Origin of the sequence: Polynucleobacter sp. es-EL-1, assembly GCF_018687975.1 — a bacterium.
Classification (GTDB): Bacteria; Pseudomonadota; Gammaproteobacteria; order Burkholderiales; family Burkholderiaceae; genus Polynucleobacter.
This window is the reverse complement of the sequence record NZ_CP061310.1, coordinates 33,397-50,758: the sequence shown is the minus strand read 5'-3', so window position 1 is coordinate 50,758 and position 17,362 is coordinate 33,397. Positions and strand designations below refer to the sequence as shown.

11 protein-coding genes, 4 tRNA genes, 1 rRNA gene and 1 pseudogene are annotated in these 17,362 nt (G+C 47.2%); all 17 read right to left on the bottom strand.

Annotated elements, in window-relative coordinates:
* Positions 1-20: 20 nt before the first annotated feature.
* Entirely contained in the window at positions 21-2,123 is a 2,103-nt protein-coding gene (fusA, locus tag FD974_RS00260; RefSeq protein WP_215364753.1) for an elongation factor G, read from the bottom strand.
* Between the two features lie 27 nt (positions 2,124-2,150).
* The gene (gene rpsG / locus FD974_RS00255; RefSeq protein ID WP_015420229.1) at positions 2,151-2,621 is read right to left on the bottom strand and encodes a 30S ribosomal protein S7; all 471 of its coding nucleotides are present in this window, start codon (positions 2,619-2,621) and stop codon (positions 2,151-2,153) included.
* Positions 2,622-2,771: 150 nt separating this feature from the next.
* Positions 2,772-3,152 (bottom strand): 30S ribosomal protein S12, encoded by a 381-nt coding sequence (gene rpsL / locus FD974_RS00250; RefSeq protein ID WP_041484791.1) that lies wholly within the window; start codon positions 3,150-3,152, stop codon positions 2,772-2,774.
* A 176-nt stretch (positions 3,153-3,328) separates the two neighbouring features.
* On the bottom strand, positions 3,329-7,591 hold the full coding sequence (rpoC, locus tag FD974_RS00245) for a DNA-directed RNA polymerase subunit beta' (protein ID WP_215366445.1): 4,263 nt from the start codon (positions 7,589-7,591) through the stop codon (positions 3,329-3,331).
* A gap of 1 nt (position 7,592) precedes the next feature.
* Entirely contained in the window at positions 7,593-11,693 is a 4,101-nt protein-coding gene (rpoB, locus tag FD974_RS00240) for a DNA-directed RNA polymerase subunit beta (RefSeq protein WP_215364750.1), read from the bottom strand.
* 226 nt (positions 11,694-11,919) lie between these two features.
* A complete protein-coding gene (gene rplL, locus FD974_RS00235) occupies positions 11,920-12,294 on the bottom strand; it encodes a 50S ribosomal protein L7/L12 (protein ID WP_114654227.1) in 375 nt (124 codons plus the stop codon).
* Positions 12,295-12,447: 153 nt separating this feature from the next.
* Positions 12,448-12,966 (bottom strand): annotated as a pseudogene (gene rplJ, locus FD974_RS00230) (50S ribosomal protein L10); the annotation flags it as partial.
* Positions 12,967-13,202: 236 nt separating this feature from the next.
* The gene (rplA, locus tag FD974_RS00225) at positions 13,203-13,904 is read right to left on the bottom strand and encodes a 50S ribosomal protein L1 (protein ID WP_215364744.1); all 702 of its coding nucleotides are present in this window, start codon (positions 13,902-13,904) and stop codon (positions 13,203-13,205) included.
* 2 nt (positions 13,905-13,906) lie between these two features.
* The gene (gene rplK, locus FD974_RS00220; protein ID WP_011901890.1) at positions 13,907-14,338 is read right to left on the bottom strand and encodes a 50S ribosomal protein L11; all 432 of its coding nucleotides are present in this window, start codon (positions 14,336-14,338) and stop codon (positions 13,907-13,909) included.
* Positions 14,339-14,486: 148 nt separating this feature from the next.
* Positions 14,487-15,059, bottom strand: a complete 573-nt coding sequence (nusG, locus tag FD974_RS00215; protein WP_215364741.1) for a transcription termination/antitermination protein NusG — start codon at positions 15,057-15,059, stop codon at positions 14,487-14,489.
* Between the two features lie 9 nt (positions 15,060-15,068).
* Positions 15,069-15,446: a preprotein translocase subunit SecE gene (secE, locus tag FD974_RS00210; protein ID WP_215364738.1), complete on the bottom strand. Its 378-nt coding sequence runs from the start codon at positions 15,444-15,446 to the stop codon at positions 15,069-15,071.
* 20 nt (positions 15,447-15,466) lie between these two features.
* Positions 15,467-15,542 (bottom strand) — tRNA-Trp (locus FD974_RS00205).
* A gap of 13 nt (positions 15,543-15,555) precedes the next feature.
* Complete coding sequence (gene tuf / locus FD974_RS00200; RefSeq protein ID WP_076024535.1) at positions 15,556-16,746, bottom strand: elongation factor Tu; 1,191 nt, start codon at positions 16,744-16,746, stop codon at positions 15,556-15,558.
* 67 nt (positions 16,747-16,813) lie between these two features.
* Positions 16,814-16,888 (bottom strand) — tRNA-Thr (locus FD974_RS00195).
* A gap of 21 nt (positions 16,889-16,909) precedes the next feature.
* Positions 16,910-16,983 (bottom strand) — tRNA-Gly (locus FD974_RS00190).
* 5 nt (positions 16,984-16,988) lie between these two features.
* Positions 16,989-17,073 (bottom strand) — tRNA-Tyr (locus tag FD974_RS00185).
* Positions 17,074-17,177: 104 nt separating this feature from the next.
* A 5S ribosomal RNA gene (rrf, locus tag FD974_RS00180) occupies positions 17,178-17,291 on the bottom strand.
* Positions 17,292-17,362: the final 71 nt, after the last annotated feature.

Genomic DNA, 17,362 nt, shown 5'->3' with positions numbered 1-17,362 from the left:
TTCAAAATAATGTGGATAAATTACTTCGCTTTAGCAGCCATCACTGCTTCAGCAACGTTCTTAGGTGCTTCGGAATAATGCTTAAATTCCATGGTGTAGGTAGCGCGACCTTGGGTCAACGAGCGCAAGCCAGTTGAGTAACCAAACATCTCTGCCAATGGCACTTCAGCGCGAACGATCTTACCGCCCCCTGGAATGTCATCCATACCTTGCAAAATACCGCGACGTGATGAGAGGTCACCCATTACGTTACCCATGAAATCTTCTGGTGTTTCAACTTCAACAGCCATCATTGGTTCAAGCAACACTGGTGCTGCTTTGCGCATACCGTCCTTGAACGCCATTGAACCCGCCATCTTAAATGCGTTTTCATTGGAGTCAACGTCATGGTATGAACCGAAGAACAATGTTGCCTTGATATCTACAACTGGATAGCCAGCCAAAATACCGGAGTTCAATGTTTCGATAATTCCTTTTTCTACCGCAGGAATGTATTCACGTGGAACTACACCGCCCTTAATAGCGTCAACGAATTCAAAACCTTTACCTGGGGCTTGTGGCTCCAACTTCAATACCACGTGACCGTATTGACCACGACCACCAGATTGCTTAACAAACTTACCTTCGATCTCTTCGCAAACCTTACGAATGGTTTCGCGGTAGGCAACTTGTGGCTTACCAACAGTTGCCTCAACACCGAATTCACGCTTCATACGGTCAACCAAAATTTCCAAGTGGAGCTCGCCCATACCGGAAATAATGGTTTGGCCAGACTCTTCGTCTGTCTTCACACGGAAAGAAGGATCTTCTTGTGCCAAGCGATTCAAAGCAAGACCCATTTTTTCTTGGTCAGCTTTTGTCTTTGGCTCTACTGCTTGAGAGATCACTGGCTCTGGGAATACCATGCGCTCCAAAATAACGATGCTATCTGGATCACACAATGTTTCGCCTGTAGTTGCATCTTTTAGACCAACTGCTGCTGCGATATCGCCAGCGAATACTTCTTTGATTTCTTCACGCTCGTTTGCATGCATCTGCAACAAACGACCAACACGCTCTTTCTTGCCCTTAATTGGGTTGTAGATTGTGTCGCCAGATTTCATTACGCCCGAGTAAACGCGGAAGAAGATGAGCTGGCCAACAAATGGGTCAGTCATGATCTTAAATGCCAATGCTGAAAACTTCGCATTGTCGGAAGCTTCACGTGTTGTCGGTGTGCCATCTTCCAATTCACATGGAACTGGTGGAACGTCTAATGGTGAAGGCAACAATTCAACAACCGCATCCAACATCGCCTGAACGCCTTTGTTTTTGAATGCTGTTCCGCACAACATTGGAACGATTTCATTGGCAATCGTACGCTGACGTAATGCTGCTTTAATTTCTTCCTCGGTCAAGCCTTCGCCGCCAAGATACTTTTCCATCAACTCTTCTGAACTCTCTGCAGCAGCTTCGAGCATTTTCTCGCGCCACTCTTCAGCAGATGCTTGCAATTCAGCAGGGATATCTTCGTATGTAAATTTAGTACCTTGTGAAGCCTCATCCCAATAGATGGCCTTCATCTTTACCAAGTCCACAACACCTTTGAAGTTTTCTTCTGCGCCGATTGGAATCTGGATCAAGATAGGATTTGCTTTGAGGCGCATCTTCATTTGGTCATAGACCTTGAAGAAGTTCGCACCAGTACGGTCCATCTTGTTTACGAATGCTAAACGGGGAACTTGGTACTTATTAGCTTGACGCCAAACAGTTTCAGATTGTGGCTGAACACCGCCTACTGCACAGTAAACCATGCAAGCGCCATCCAAAACGCGCATTGAACGCTCAACTTCAATAGTGAAGTCTACGTGTCCTGGGGTATCAATGATATTGATGCGGTGCTCTGGGAAATTACCAGCCATGCCCTTCCAGAACGTTGTAGTAGCAGCAGAAGTAATCGTGATACCACGCTCCTGCTCTTGCTCCATCCAGTCCATGGTTGCAGCGCCATCATGAACTTCACCGATTTTGTGATTAACACCGGTGTAGAACAAAACGCGTTCTGTTGTTGTTGTCTTACCTGCGTCAATGTGCGCAGAAATACCGATATTGCGGTATTTGTCGATAGGGGTTTTACGTGCCACTGTTGGTACCTTTTCTTTACTGTGCGATTAGAAGCGGAAATGTGAGAAAGCTTTGTTAGCTTCTGCCATACGGTGAACTTCTTCACGCTTCTTCATTGCTCCGCCGCGACCTTCTGCAGCTTCTAATAATTCGTTGGCCAAACGTTGAGCCATCGATTTTTCACCGCGCTTTTTAGCGGCTTCGCGCACCCAGCGCATTGCCAAAGCAGAACGGCGTGATGGGCGAACTTCAACAGGAACCTGGTAGTTAGCGCCACCAACACGACGGCTTTTCACCTCAACCATTGGCTTAACGTTGCCCATAGCTGTTGAGAAAACTTCGAGTGGTTCTTTGTTTGCTTTTTTCTCGATGTGATCAAAGGCACCGTAAACGATACGCTCTGCAACCGATTTCTTACCGTCCAACATGAGGACGTTCATGAATTTTGCTACTTCTACATTGCCGAATTTTGGATCAGGCAGGATTTCCCGTTTGGGAACTTCACGACGACGTGGCATAACAACTCCTTCAGTTCAGTTAGGGGTGGCCCACATGGATCACCCGCTCCGGCCGTCCTACTATTTGGAGAAATCTCCAAACGGAACGGCCACTTACTTGTCTTTAAAGTCTGACAAACGAAGACTTACTGCAAAAACTTTAAGTTGCTATTAAGCAGCTTTCTTAGCGCGCTTGGCACCGTACTTGGAACGTGACTGCTTACGGTCTTTAACACCTTGCAAGTCAAGTGAGCCACGAACGATGTGGTAGCGAACACCTGGTAAATCCTTTACACGACCGCCACGAATCAACACTACTGAGTGTTCCTGGAGGTTATGGCCTTCGCCACCAATGTATGAAATCACTTCAAAACCATTGGTTAAGCGAACTTTAGCTACTTTACGTAGCGCAGAGTTAGGCTTTTTAGGAGTGGTTGTGTACACACGTGTACAAACACCACGGCGCTGCGGGCTGTTTTGCAGCGCAGGGCTCTTACTTTTAACGGTCAGCCGTGTTCTTGGCTTGCGTAATAATTGATTAATTGTTGGCATAAAATAGCTCGGTTAGTACTTCTTTGTTGCTTTCTTCAAGAAAATCAATGACTTAGACAAATCCTAGGTCAAAAAGACCCTCTTCTGAATCAGTAGAACTCAGCATTCTAGCTTGGCCAGCCCTTCCCGTCAACCAAATGGGGAAAAACTGGCCATTTCTGGCCAGAACTACCAAATTAGCTCGGATCAGCCTCCCCAGCAGGAGCAATCACCTCAGCCTCTATCTCTACAGGCATATCAGCCATTGCTTCCTCTTCGGCAGCAATCATTTGAGCGCGATCACGCTCGAATTGCTCTCTGACCTTGCGTGCACGGCGGTATGACAAGCCAGTACCAGCAGGGATCAGGCGACCAATAATGACGTTTTCCTTGAGGCCACGGAGTGTATCGGTCTTGCCCATAATTGCGGCTTCGGTCAATACACGGGTGGTTTCTTGGAAAGAAGCCGCTGAAATGAAGCTGTCGGTCGACAAGGATGCTTTGGTAATACCCAACAATACGTTCTCGAACTGAGCTGGGTGCTTACCTGCAGCGATCGCAGCATCGTTTGCGTCATACAACTTAGAACGCTCAACTTGCTCGCCAGTAATGAAGGATGTATCGCCTGGATCAGTTACCTGAACACGACGCAACATCTGACGCACGATTACTTCAATGTGCTTGTCATTAATCTTCACACCCTGGAGACGATAAACGTCTTGAACTTCGTCAACGATGTAGATTGCCAACTCCTCGATGCCCTTGAGCGTCAAGATGTCATGTGGATCGGCTGGGCCTTCCACAATCATCTCACCCTTATTCACAACTTGACCGTCATGAACGAGGACTTGCTTCTCTTTAGGAATCAAGAATTCGTTAGCTTCGCCATCCATATCGGTAATCACCAAACGTTGTTTACCTTTGGTTTCTTTACCGAAGGAAACAGTTCCAGTAACTTTAGCCAATACAGCAGCATCTTTTGGTGAACGCGCTTCGAATAATTCGGCAACGCGTGGCAGACCGCCGGTAATGTCGCGAGTCTTCTGTGATTCGATTGGAATACGCGCCAATACTTCACCAACTTCCACTTTTTGACCGTCTTTAACGGTAATCAAAGCGCCCACTTGGAGACCGATATTTACTGGATGATCCGTACCAGCAATCATCACGTCATCACCCTTGTCATCAACCAAGTTGATCACTGGACGAACGCCCTTACTTGCAGCTGAGCGACGCTTACCGTCAATCACCACCAAAGTGGAGAGGCCAGTAACTTCATCAACCTGCTTAGCAACAGTAACGCCTTCTTCAACGTTGTCGAAGCGAGCAATACCAGCGTACTCAGAAATGATTGGACGTGTTAACGGATCCCATGTTGCCAAGCTTGCGCCAGCCTTAACAGCTGCACCTTCTTTTAACAAGAGAGTTGCGCCGTAAGGCACTTTATGACGCTCACGCTCGCGACCGTTGTCATCAACGATCAAGGCTTCGCCAGAACGTGAAATCACGATCTGCTCACCCTTGGCGTTCTTCACAACACGCATCGTGCCAGAGAACTTCAATGCACCATTGGACTTGGCTTCAATATTGCTTGCAACCAAAGCACGTGATGCTGCACCACCAATGTGGAAGGTACGCATCGTCAACTGTGTGCCTGGCTCACCGATGGACTGAGCAGCGATAACACCAACTGCCTCACCAACGTTCACCAAACCACCGCGACCTAAATCACGGCCGTAGCACTTAGCGCACAAGCCAAAGCGAGTTAAGCATGACAACACTGTGCGAACTTTAACTTCGTCGATACCCAAGGCAACGATTTGATCAACATGATCTTCGTCGAGCAATGTGTCATTAGGAACAATGACTTCTTGTGTGTCAGGGTGAACGATGTCACCGATACAGACGCGACCCAAAATACGGTCACGCAATGCTTCGATAATTTCGCCACCTTCAACAAGCGCCTTCATCGTTACGCCAGAAGTTGCGCCGCAATCTTCTTCAATAACCACGAGGTCTTGAGTTACGTCGCATAAACGACGTGTCAAGTAACCAGAGTTCGCTGTCTTCAATGCTGTATCAGCCAGACCTTTACGAGCACCGTGGGTTGAGATGAAGTACTGCAACACGTTCAAACCTTCACGGAAGTTCGCAGTAATTGGGGTTTCAATAATGGAGCCATCAGGCTTAGCCATCAAACCACGCATACCAGCCAACTGACGAATCTGCGCCGCAGATCCACGCGCACCAGAATCCGCCATCATGTAGATGGAGTTGAAAGATTCTTGACGCACAGTTTTACCGTTGCGGTCGAGTACGTCAACGTGTGACAACTCATCCATCATCGCTTTACCAACTTGGTCACCAGCGGCACCCCAAATATCAACCACGTTGTTATAACGCTCTTGATTGGTTACGAGGCCTGACATGAACTGCTTGTCATACTCTTTAACCTTAGTAGAAGCTTCAGTGATGATGCGCTCTTTAGAAGTTGGAATCAGCATATCGTCGATCGCAACCGAGATACCAGCGTTAGTCGCCAAGCGGAAACCAGACTGCAAGAGGCGGTCAGCAAAAATGACGGTTTCACGAAGACCGCACTTACGGAATGAAGTGTTGATCAAACGTGAGATTTCTTTTTTCTTCAGAGGCTTATTGATTTCCTCGAAAGACATGCCTTTAGGCAAAATTTCTGACAAGATTGCACGGCCAACTGAGGTTTGATAGATCTTGGTCTTTTCTGCAAAACGGGCATCGCCCTCTGCTTTTTTGTCCACAATCTCAAACTCAGTAATACGTACAGCAACGCGGGAAGCCAATTCAACCTGGCCAGCCTCGTATGCACGAATTACTTCAGTGATATTAGCGAAGACCATGCCTTCGCCTTTACCGTTAATCTTGTCACGAGTAGCGTAGTACAGACCCAACACCACGTCCTGTGAAGGAACGATAGATGGCTCGCCGTTAGCTGGGAACAATACGTTATTCGAAGCCAACATCAATGTACGTGCTTCCATTTGTGCTTCGAGCGACAAAGGAACGTGAACCGCCATTTGGTCACCGTCAAAGTCGGCGTTAAATGCTGCGCAGACTAATGGGTGCAATTGGATTGCCTTACCTTCAATCAGCATTGGCTCGAAAGCCTGAATACCAAGACGGTGCAATGTAGGCGCACGGTTGAGCATGATTGGATGTTCACGAATCACTTCTTCGAGAATGTCCCAAACGATTGGAGTCTGACTCTCAACTTCTTTCTTCGCAGCCTTAATCGTGGTTGCAATTCCTAAAGTCTCAAGCTTGTTGAAAATGAATGGCTTGAACAATTCCAAGGCCATCAATTTTGGTAAGCCGCACTGATGCAATTTCAATGTTGGGCCAACCACGATGACTGAACGACCTGAGTAGTCAACACGTTTACCCAACAAGTTTTGACGGAAACGACCGCTCTTACCTTTAATCATCTCAGCCAAGGACTTGAGAGGACGCTTGTTAGCGCCAGTCATAGCCTTACCGCGACGACCGTTGTCGAGCAATGAGTCAACCGCTTCTTGCAACATACGTTTTTCGTTACGAACGATGATCTCTGGCGCACGCAACTCTAACAAACGCTTGAGACGGTTGTTACGGTTAATCACGCGACGATAGAGGTCGTTCAAATCGGAAGTAGCGAAGCGACCGCCATCCAATGGCACCAATGGGCGCAACTCTGGTGGCAATACTGGCAACACTTCCATGATCATCCAGTCAGGCTTAATACCTGAAGTCTGGAAGGCCTCGAGCACTTTTAAGCGCTTAGCGTATTTCTTGATCTTGGCATCGCTACCAGTCGCCTTCAATTCCGCGCGAATCGTCTCTACTTCACGATCGATATCAATCGAACGCAGGAGATCACGAATACCTTCCGCGCCCATAATAGCTGTAAAGGCACCTTCGCCGTACTCTTCAGTCTTCGCATAGTACTCATCCTCAGACATGATCTGGCCACGCTTCATAGCGCCTTCAGGTGTCATGCCAGGATCAACGACTACATATGCCTCAAAGTAGAGAACACGCTCAATATCACGCAATGTCATATCGAGAACCATGCCCAAACGGGATGGGAGAGACTTCAAGAACCAAATGTGCGCTACAGGGGCTGCCAACTCAATGTGGCCCATGCGCTCACGACGTACCTTAGCAAGCGTAACTTCAACGCCACACTTCTCACAGATAACGCCACGGAACTTTAAGCGCTTGTATTTACCGCATAAGCACTCGTAGTCTTTGGTTGGTCCAAAAATCTTGGCGCAGAACAAGCCATCACGCTCGGGCTTAAAAGTCCGGTAGTTGATGGTTTCTGGTTTGCGTACTTCACCAAAAGACCATGAGCGAATTTTCTCAGGGGATGCAAGACCAATCTTGATGACATCAAACTGCTCATCACCCTGCGTTTGCTTAAATAAATCGAGCAATGCTTTCATATCAGTTGCGCTCCATGTCAATGTCAATACCCAACGAACGGATTTCTTTTACCAGCACGTTGAAGGATTCGGGCATGCCAGCATCAATCGTGTGCTCGCCCTTGACGATGTTTTCGTAAACCTTGGTACGGCCTGCGACGTCATCGGACTTCACTGTCAGCATTTCCTGCAAGACATATGAAGCACCGTATGCTTCGAGGGCCCAGACTTCCATCTCACCAAAGCGCTGACCACCAAACTGAGCTTTACCGCCCAGTGGCTGTTGCGTTACCAAAGAGTAAGGTCCAGTTGAACGAGCATGCATCTTGTCATCGACCAAGTGGTGGAGTTTCAAGACGTGCATTACGCCAACAGTGACTGGACGTTCAAACTGATCGCCAGTGCGGCCGTCGCACAAAATCATTTGCTGACGTGAAGGCGTCATCTTCAAAGAAGTAGCTACTTCTGCTGGATAAGCCAACTCGAGCATGCGTCCGATTTCTGCTTCTGTAGCACCGTCAAACACTGGAGTTGCAAATGGCAAGCCTTGGCGGAGATTCTCAGCCAATACTGTGATTTGCTCGTCAGTGAAGTTGTCGATGTCTTCAATGCGGCCTGTTTCGTTGTAAAGCTGCTTGAGGAACTTACGTAACTCAGCTTGTTTAGCTTGCTCGCGAACCATCTCATCGATACGCTTACCAATACCTTGAGCAGCCCAACCTAAGTGAGTTTCCAAGATCTGACCAACGTTCATACGAGAAGGAACACCCAATGGGTTCAAGACGATATCAACAGGGCGTCCGTCAGCCATAAATGGCATATCTTCTGCAGGGGCAATTTTAGAAACCACACCTTTGTTACCGTGACGACCGGCCATCTTGTCACCAGGCTGCAAGCGACGCTTAACTGCCAAGTACACCTTAACCATCTTCGTTACACCAGGCTGTAAATCATCGCCCTGAGTAAGCTTGGTGCGCTTCTCTTCGAAAGCCTCATCAAACTGCTTACGTTTCGCTTCGATAGAAGATTTAATTGCTTCAACTTGTGAGGCAACTTCATCATCTGCCGGGCGAACATCAAACCAATGGTATTTATCTAAACTGGCAAGGTATTCCTTGTCGATCTTAGTGCCCTTAGCCAACTTCTGTGGACCGCCGTTAGCAACTTTGCCAATCAACAGTTTTTCTAAGCGCATGAAGGCGTCACCTTCAACAATACGCAACTGGTCGTTTAAGTCCAAACGATAGCGTTGTAATTCTTCTTGAATAATTGACTGTGCACGTGCATCGCGCTCAATACCTTCACGGGTGAAGACTTGAACATCAATAACCGTACCGATCATTCCAGATGGAACACGCAAAGAAGTATCTTTAACATCAGATGCTTTTTCACCGAAGATCGCACGCAGTAACTTCTCTTCTGGAGTGAGAGTAGTCTCGCCCTTTGGGGTTACCTTACCAACCAATACGTCACCAGCTTCGACTTCAGCACCAATGTAAACAATACCACTCTCGTCCAAACGGGAGAGTTGTGACTCAGCCAAGTTGGAGATATCGCGTGTAATTTCTTCTGAACCAAGCTTAGTGTCACGAGCAACAACCGACAACTCTTCAATATGAATAGAGGTGTAACGGTCATCAGCAACCACTTTCTCAGAGATCAAGATTGAATCTTCGAAGTTGTAACCGTTCCATGGCATAAATGCCACAGTCATGTTTTGACCCAAAGCCAATTCACCCAAATCAGTAGATGCGCCATCAGCAACTACGTCGCCACGCTCTACACGATCACCAGCCTGAACGATTGGACGTTGGTTGATGTTGGTATTTTGGTTAGAGCGGGTGTACTTAATGAGGTTATAAATATCCACACCAACTTCACCAGCCGCTGTCTCGTCATCGTTTACACGAATAACTACACGGTTTGCGTCAACGTAGTCAACGATACCGCCGCGAGAAGCCAAAATCACTGTACCTGAGTCAACCGCAACAATGCGCTCTAAACCGGTGCCAACCAATGGCTTATCTGGACGCAAGCAAGGAACCGCTTGACGTTGCATATTCGCACCCATCAACGCACGGTTCGCATCATCATGCTCTAAGAATGGAACCAATGAAGCAGCAGCAGAAACGATCTGGCTCGGAGCAACGTCGATGAAATCGATGCGCTCTGGGCTAACCATCATGGTCTCACCAGCTTGACGCGCTGAAACCAATTCATCAGCTAACTTACCGCTCTTGTCGATCGTTGCGTTTGCCTGAGCAATCACGTATTTCGCTTCTTCAATCGCAGAGAGGTAAACCACTTCGTCGCTTACTTTGCTATTGGAAACTTTACGGTATGGAGTCTCTAAGAAACCATGCTCATTCAAACGCGCAAACAACGCGAGTGAGTTGATGAGACCAATGTTTGGTCCTTCTGGAGTTTCAATTGGGCAAACACGTCCATAGTGAGTAGGATGCACGTCGCGCACTTCGAAACCTGCGCGCTCGCGTGTCAAACCGCCAGGTCCCAATGCAGAAATACGACGCTTGTGCGTGATCTCTGACAATGGGTTTGTTTGGTCCATAAACTGGGACAACTGTGAAGAACCAAAGAACTCACGAATTGCTGAAGAGATTGGCTTGCTGTTAATCAAATCATGCGGCATGAGGTTTTCTGTTTCGGCTTGGCCCAGACGTTCTTTAACCGCACGCTCAACACGTGATAAACCTGCGCGGAATTGATTCTCAGCCAACTCACCTACGCAACGTACGCGACGATTGCCTAAGTGATCGATGTCATCAACTTCGCCTTTGCCGTTACGCAAGTCAACCAAAGACTTAATGGTGTCGAGGATATCTTCATCCGACAAAACCATTTTGCCTTCCATCTCTGAACGACCGAGACGGCTGTTAACTTTCATACGGCCAACGCGTGATAAATCGTAACTATCTTCGTTGTAGAACAAACGCTGGAACAAGGCTTCAACAGCATCTTCTGTTGGGGGCTCACCAGGACGCATCATGCGATAGATGGCAATACGAGCAGCCATTTGATCTGCAGTTTCATCAGTACGCAATGTCTGAGAAATATACGCACCAGAATCCAAATCATTGGTGTAGATGGTTTCCAATTGCTTGATGCCTGCATCGCGCAATGTAGCCAATAACTCTTCAGTGATTTCATCATTAGCATATGCCAAGATTTCACCGGAGTCTGGATCGATGATGTTGCGTGCCACTACACGACCAACTAAGTAATCATCTGGAACAACGATGTTCTTTGTCTTAGCGGCTTCGAGCTCACGAATATGTTTCGCATTAATACGCTTGTCTTTTTGAATGACAACAACGCCATTCTTATCAAGCACATCAAAGCTAGCCAACTGACCACGCAAACGCTCTGGAACAAATTCCATAGATGCGCCGTTGGCGCTCAATGCAAAATGGTCAAAGTTAAAGAAGTTAGCAAGGATCTGTTCGTTGTTTAAACCAATTGCTTTGAGCAAAATGGTGACAGGCATCTTACGACGACGGTCAACGCGGAAATAGAGAATATCTTTTGGATCAAACTCGAAATCAAGCCATGAACCACGGTAAGGAATAATGCGCGCTGAGAACAGCAACTTACCTGAGCTATGGGTCTTGCCCTTATCGTGCTCAAAGAACACGCCTGGGGAACGGTGTAACTGAGAAACGATCACACGCTCAGTTCCGTTTATTACAAAGGAACCATTTTCTGTCATGAGTGGAATTTCACCCATGTAGACTTCGCTCTCTTTTACCTCTTTAACCTTAGTAGGTGCTTCGCGATCATAAATAATCAAGCGAACTTTTGCACGTAAGGCTGAGTGGTATGTGTAGCCACGTTGTTGACATTCTTTTACGTCAAACGGTGGCTGTGACAGCTGATATGACACGTATTCCATACGTGCGTAACCATTGTTGGACACAATTGGGAATGCTGATGTAAAAGCAGCCTGAAGTCCCTCTGTAAGACGAGACATTGCCGGCTTATCAGCCTGTAAAAATTTAGCGTAGGATTCCAGCTGCGTTGCGATCAGGTACGGAACCTGGTGGTTGTTAACTCGCTTAGCAAAGCTTTTACGGACTCGCTTGCGTTCGGTGAAGCTGTAGTTCATTTCATCTCCGAATTCAGCGACTGTACAAAGATTTGGCGATTGGCCACTACCAATCACTGGCGGACAACACTAAATCGAAAGATTTAGTGTCCGACCAAACTTGCATTCTGCAGTCGTATCAGAAGGCAAACCCGATTTCAATCAGAAATGAAATCGGGTTTGACCACTAATGGTCAAACCCAACAGGGCTAGCACCCCTTTTTGAGGGGCACTAACTAAGTTTGTATTACTTGAGTTCTGCTTTAGCGCCAGCTTCTTCAAGCTTCTTCTTAGCTTCTTCAGCTGTCTTCTTATCAACAGCTTCTTTGATTGGCTTTGGTGCGCCATCAACTAAGTCTTTAGCTTCTTTCAAGCCAAGGCCAGTGATTTCGCGAACAGCCTTAATTACTGAAACTTTATTTGCACCAGCCTCGAGGAGGTTTACGGTGAATTCAGTTTGCTCTTCACCAGCAGCAGCTGCACCGCCACCAGCAGGACCAGCAACAGCCATCGCTGCAGCTGAAACGCCAAACTTCTCTTCGAACGCCTTAACCAAGTCGTTCAAATCCATAACGGACATGCTACCTACTGCATCAATGATTTCTTCTTTAGTAATCGCCATTTTTAGCTCCTAATACTTAAATAGTTAATCTGTCGCTTATTCAGCGGCAGGGGTTTCCGGTGTTTCTGTTCCAGCTTCTGGGGCTGCGGCTGCAGGCTCAGCATTTGCTTCTGGAGCGGCGGCTTCAGCGACTGCTGCTGGGGCTGCTGCTTCTGCTACTGGTGCTGCTGCGGGAGCGGGTGCTCCAGCTGCCTTTTGTGCTGCTACTGCGCCCAATACGCGAGCCATTGCAGAAACTGGTGCCAACATCACACCCAGCAACTGAGATAACAACTCGTCGCGGCTAGGAATTGTTGCGAGGGCTTTTACGCCTGCAACGTCTAACAACTTGCCGTTATATAAGCCAGCTTTAATGACTAGCAGATCTTGAGTCTTAGCAAAGTTCTGCAATACTTTTGCCGAAGCAATCGGATCAGCAGAGATGCCGTAAATCAAGGGGCCAACCATCGAATCAGCAAGAGGCTCAAACTGTGTGCCTTGTGCAGCACGGCGTGCCAATGTGTTCTTCAAAACGCGAAGATATACACCTTGGTCACGTGCGCTAGCACGTAGCTTTGTCAACTGCTCTACTGGAATACCACGGTATTCAGCGAGCACGACTGTTTGAGCTCCAGCCAATTGAGCGCCGACATCAGCAACAATCGCTTTTTTGTCTTGTACATTCAAAGGCACGGTTTAACTCCTAAAAAACCAACTGTTCCCAGTTGGGGTTACACACCAGCGTCTGATCATTTGTCACAAGAGTTCTTGTGAAATCTTTTCAGGGTCGCCATCTGCGCTGGCCATCACTCTCGTAACGATTAAGAATTAATTTCTAACTAAGCAAACCAATCCGCCAACGGTCTTTGATGTTCGACTCTCACCCAAAGAGCAAGAGTCGACCCAAAGTTCTTTTTGCTACAGGCTAATTACTGAGCAGCCTGTATCGATGCTTGGTCTACACGTACGCCTGCACCCATCGTGCTGCTTACGGCAACCTTCTTTAAATAAACACCCTTCGATGCAGGTGGCTTCGCTTTGTTCAAAGCCTCAAGCAATGCGAGCAAGTTTGATTTCAATGCAGCCGGCTCGAATGAACGACGGCCAATACTTGCGTGCACGATACCGGCTTTGTCCACACGGAATTGCACTTGACCTGCTTTTGCATTCTTCACTGCAGTTGCAACGTCAGGAGTAACAGTTCCTACTTTTGGATTTGGCATCAAGCCACGTGGGCCCAATACTTGACCTAAAGTACCAACAATTTTCATAGTGTCTGGGGATGCGATCAATACATCAAAGTCGATCTTGCCGCTCTTGATTTGATCAGCCAAATCTTCCATGCCAACGATTTCTGCACCAGCTGCTTTAGCTTGTTCAGCTTTTTCGCCTTGCGCAAATACCGCAACACGCACATGCTTACCAGTACCAGCTGGGAGCACTACTGCGCCACGCACAACTTGGTCAGATTTCTTGGCATCAATACCCAACTGAACTGCAACGTCGATAGACTCATCGAACTTCGCAGTTGCACATTCTTTAACCAGGTTCAATGCATCTTCTAATGCATAAAACTTATTGCGATCTACTTTTGATTCGATTGCTTTTAAACGCTTAGATAACTTAGTCATGATTAGAGGCCTTCCACTGTGATGCCCATGGAACGGGCGCTACCAGCGATTGTTCTTACAGCAGCATCCATATCAGCAGCTGTTAAATCTGGCATTTTTGCTTTAGCGATTTCTTCCGCTTGAGCACGTGTAATTTTTCCTACCTTATCGGTATGGGGACGTGGTGATCCTTTTTCGATCTTCGCAGCCTTCTTAATCATGATGGTCGCTGGAGGAGTCTTCATGATGAAAGTGAAGCTCTTATCAGCAAACGCTGTGATCACGACTGGAATTGGCAGGCCAGGTTCCATGCTCTGAGTTTGAGCATTAAACGCCTTACAGAATTCCATAATATTGAGGCCGCGTTGACCCAATGCTGGGCCTACGGGTGGTGATGGATTTGCTTTACCTGCAGGGATCTGCAGCTTAATAAAGCCAATAATCTTCTTTGCCATGTATTGCTCCTAAAAGCGCGCCTGACCTCATTAGGAAAGACCGCTGTTGAGTAAACGCTTTGCTAGTTTTTGGCTTTCTAGCTCCGCTCCTCGGTTATTGCTAACCACTTGTACTGCAGTACTACAAAACTGGACTAAGTCCTTGTTTTTACATCTTTTCTACTTGGCCGAACTCCAGCTCAACTGGGGTACCGCGGCCAAAAATTGTAACAGAAACGCGCAATCTTGATTTCTCGTAGTTCACTTCCTCAACATTTCCGTTGAAGTCTGTAAACGGACCTTCTTTAACGCGAACCATCTCACCCACCTCAAACAGGGTCTTAGGCTTAGGTTTATCAACCCCAGCTTGCATTTGATCCATGATTTTGGTCACTTCAGCCGTAGAAATCGGGCTTGGGCGGTTTCTTACACCACCAACGAAACCAGTCACTTTTGGCGTGTTTTTCACCAAATGCCAGCTTTCATCGGTCATTTCCATCTCAATTAATACATAACCAGGGAAAAAACGGCGCTCAGAAACAGATTTGGTGCCGGATTTGATTTCCACAACCTCTTCGGAGGGAACCAAAATGCGGCCAAACTTGTCAGCCATGCCAGAACGAGCGATACGCTCTTCTAAGCCACGTTTGACACTTTTTTCCATGCCGGAATAAGCGTGAATAACATACCAGCGCATATTGCCAACTGCTTGAGGGTTTGAGGCCAATTCAGAATCAGTCATTTTTCTTACTCACTTCCAGCCTAAAAAGACTGAAAAAACTAGCCATTCAATTAATTTGTCTGCAAACCATAAAAACAAAGACATGATCACGACAAAGCCAAATACGACTAGAGTCATTTGGGTGGTCTCTTTACGAGTTGGCCAAACAACCTTTTTTACTTCATACCAAGAATCTTTTGCATAGGCGATAAATCGACGCCCGTCTGGCGAAATGGCCACAATCAAAACTGCAGCAGCGATGCCACCAAACAAAACTGCCAATCTGACCAACATGGATTGGTCAGCAAGCGTGTAGTAAAGCACTAACGCTGCAACGACAATTAAAGCAGCGAGTATGGATACCCAGCTGCTTTTTTCTTCAGATTGACTTGCTGTTTGTTGAGACATATTGCTTTCAGTTCAAATCGTGGCAGGGGCGGAGGGCATCGAACCCCCAACCTTTGGTTTTGGAGACCAACGCTCTGCCAATTGAGCTACACCCCTTTATAAAAACTACTTAAGCCAAAATCTTTGCAACCACACCGGCACCAACAGTACGGCCACCTTCACGGATTGCAAAACGTAAACCTTCTTCCATCGCGATTGGAGCGATGAGTTTGACGGTAATTGTGACGTTATCACCAGGCATCACCATTTCTTTGTCTTTTGGCAACTCGATTGAACCTGTTACGTCCGTTGTACGGAAGTAGAACTGGGGACGATAGTTGTTAAAGAATGGTGTATGACGACCACCTTCATCTTTACCCAAGATGTAAACCTCGGCTGTAAAGTGAGTATGTGGGGTGATTGAACCTGGCTTAGCCAATACTTGGCCGCGCTCAACTTCTTCACGTTTTGTACCGCGTAACAAGATACCAACGTTATCGCCTGCTTGACCTTGGTCGAGCAATTTGCGGAACATTTCAACACCAGTACAAGTGGTTTTGAGGGTTGGCTTGATACCAACGATTTCAATCTCTTCACCGACTTTAACAATACCGCGCTCGATACGACCAGTCACTACAGTACCGCGACCGGAGATAGAGAACACATCTTCTACTGGCATCAAGAACGCGCCGTCAACAGCACGCTCTGGAGTTGGGATATAAGTATCGAGTGCTTCAGCCAACTTCATGATGGCTTCTTTACCCAATGGGCCTTCGTCGCCTTCTAAAGCTAACTTAGCAGAACCTTGAACGATTGGTGTGTCATCGCCAGGGAAGTCGTACTTAGACAAAAGCTCACGAACTTCCATTTCTACGAGCTCTAACAATTCAGCGTCATCAACCATGTCGCACTTGTTGAGGAACACGACGATGTAAGGAACGCCCACTTGGCGTGCCAAGAGGATGTGCTCACGAGTTTGTGGCATTGGGCCGTCAGCTGCAGAGCAAACTAAAATTGCGCCGTCCATCTGAGCAGCACCAGTAATCATGTTCTTAACGTAGTCAGCATGTCCTGGGCAATCCACGTGTGCGTAGTGACGATTGGCTGTCTCATACTCAACGTGTGCTGTATTAATCGTAATACCGCGTGCTTTTTCTTCTGGAGCAGCATCGATCTGATCGTATGCTTTTGCTTCGCCACCAAATGCTTTGGAAAGCACTGTAGCGATCGCTGCTGTCAAGGTAGTTTTACCGTGGTCAACGTGACCGATTGTGCCTACGTTTACGTGCGGTTTTGTCCGCTCAAACTTTTCTTTTGCCATTTTTTTGTCTGCCTTTAGTTAACTCTTAAACCAACACACGAAATTAAATTATTTACTGCTTAAGCCATGGTGCCCATGGGCAGGATCGAACTGCCGACCTCTCCCTTACCAAGGGAGTGCTCTACCACTGAGCCACATGGGCAAATACAAATACTGTTAATACTGGAGCGGGATAAGAGAATCGAACTCTTGACCGAAGATTGGAAATCTGCTGTTTTACCATTAAACTAATCCCGCACATCTGGTGGAGGGGGTAGGATTCGAACCTACGTAGGCGTAGCCAACAGATTTACAGTCTGCCTCCTTTAGCCGCTCGGACACCCCTCCGCGAACCCAATATTCTGACTCCAAATGGAGTTATTGTCAATCTCTTAAACGCTTTGCACAAATAAAAACGCCCAGACCTAATGGGGTCTGGGCGTCGCATTGGTGCCCGGCAGTTACCTACTTTCACACGGGTAATCCGCACTATCATCGGCGTAAAGTCGTTTCACTGTCCTGTTCGGGATGGGAAGGAGTGGTTCCAACTTGCTATGGTCACCGGGCGTAGAGGGTCGAGTTGCTGATAAATCAACAACTCTATTTGAGTAAGCATGTAATAAGGATGCAGATTAAA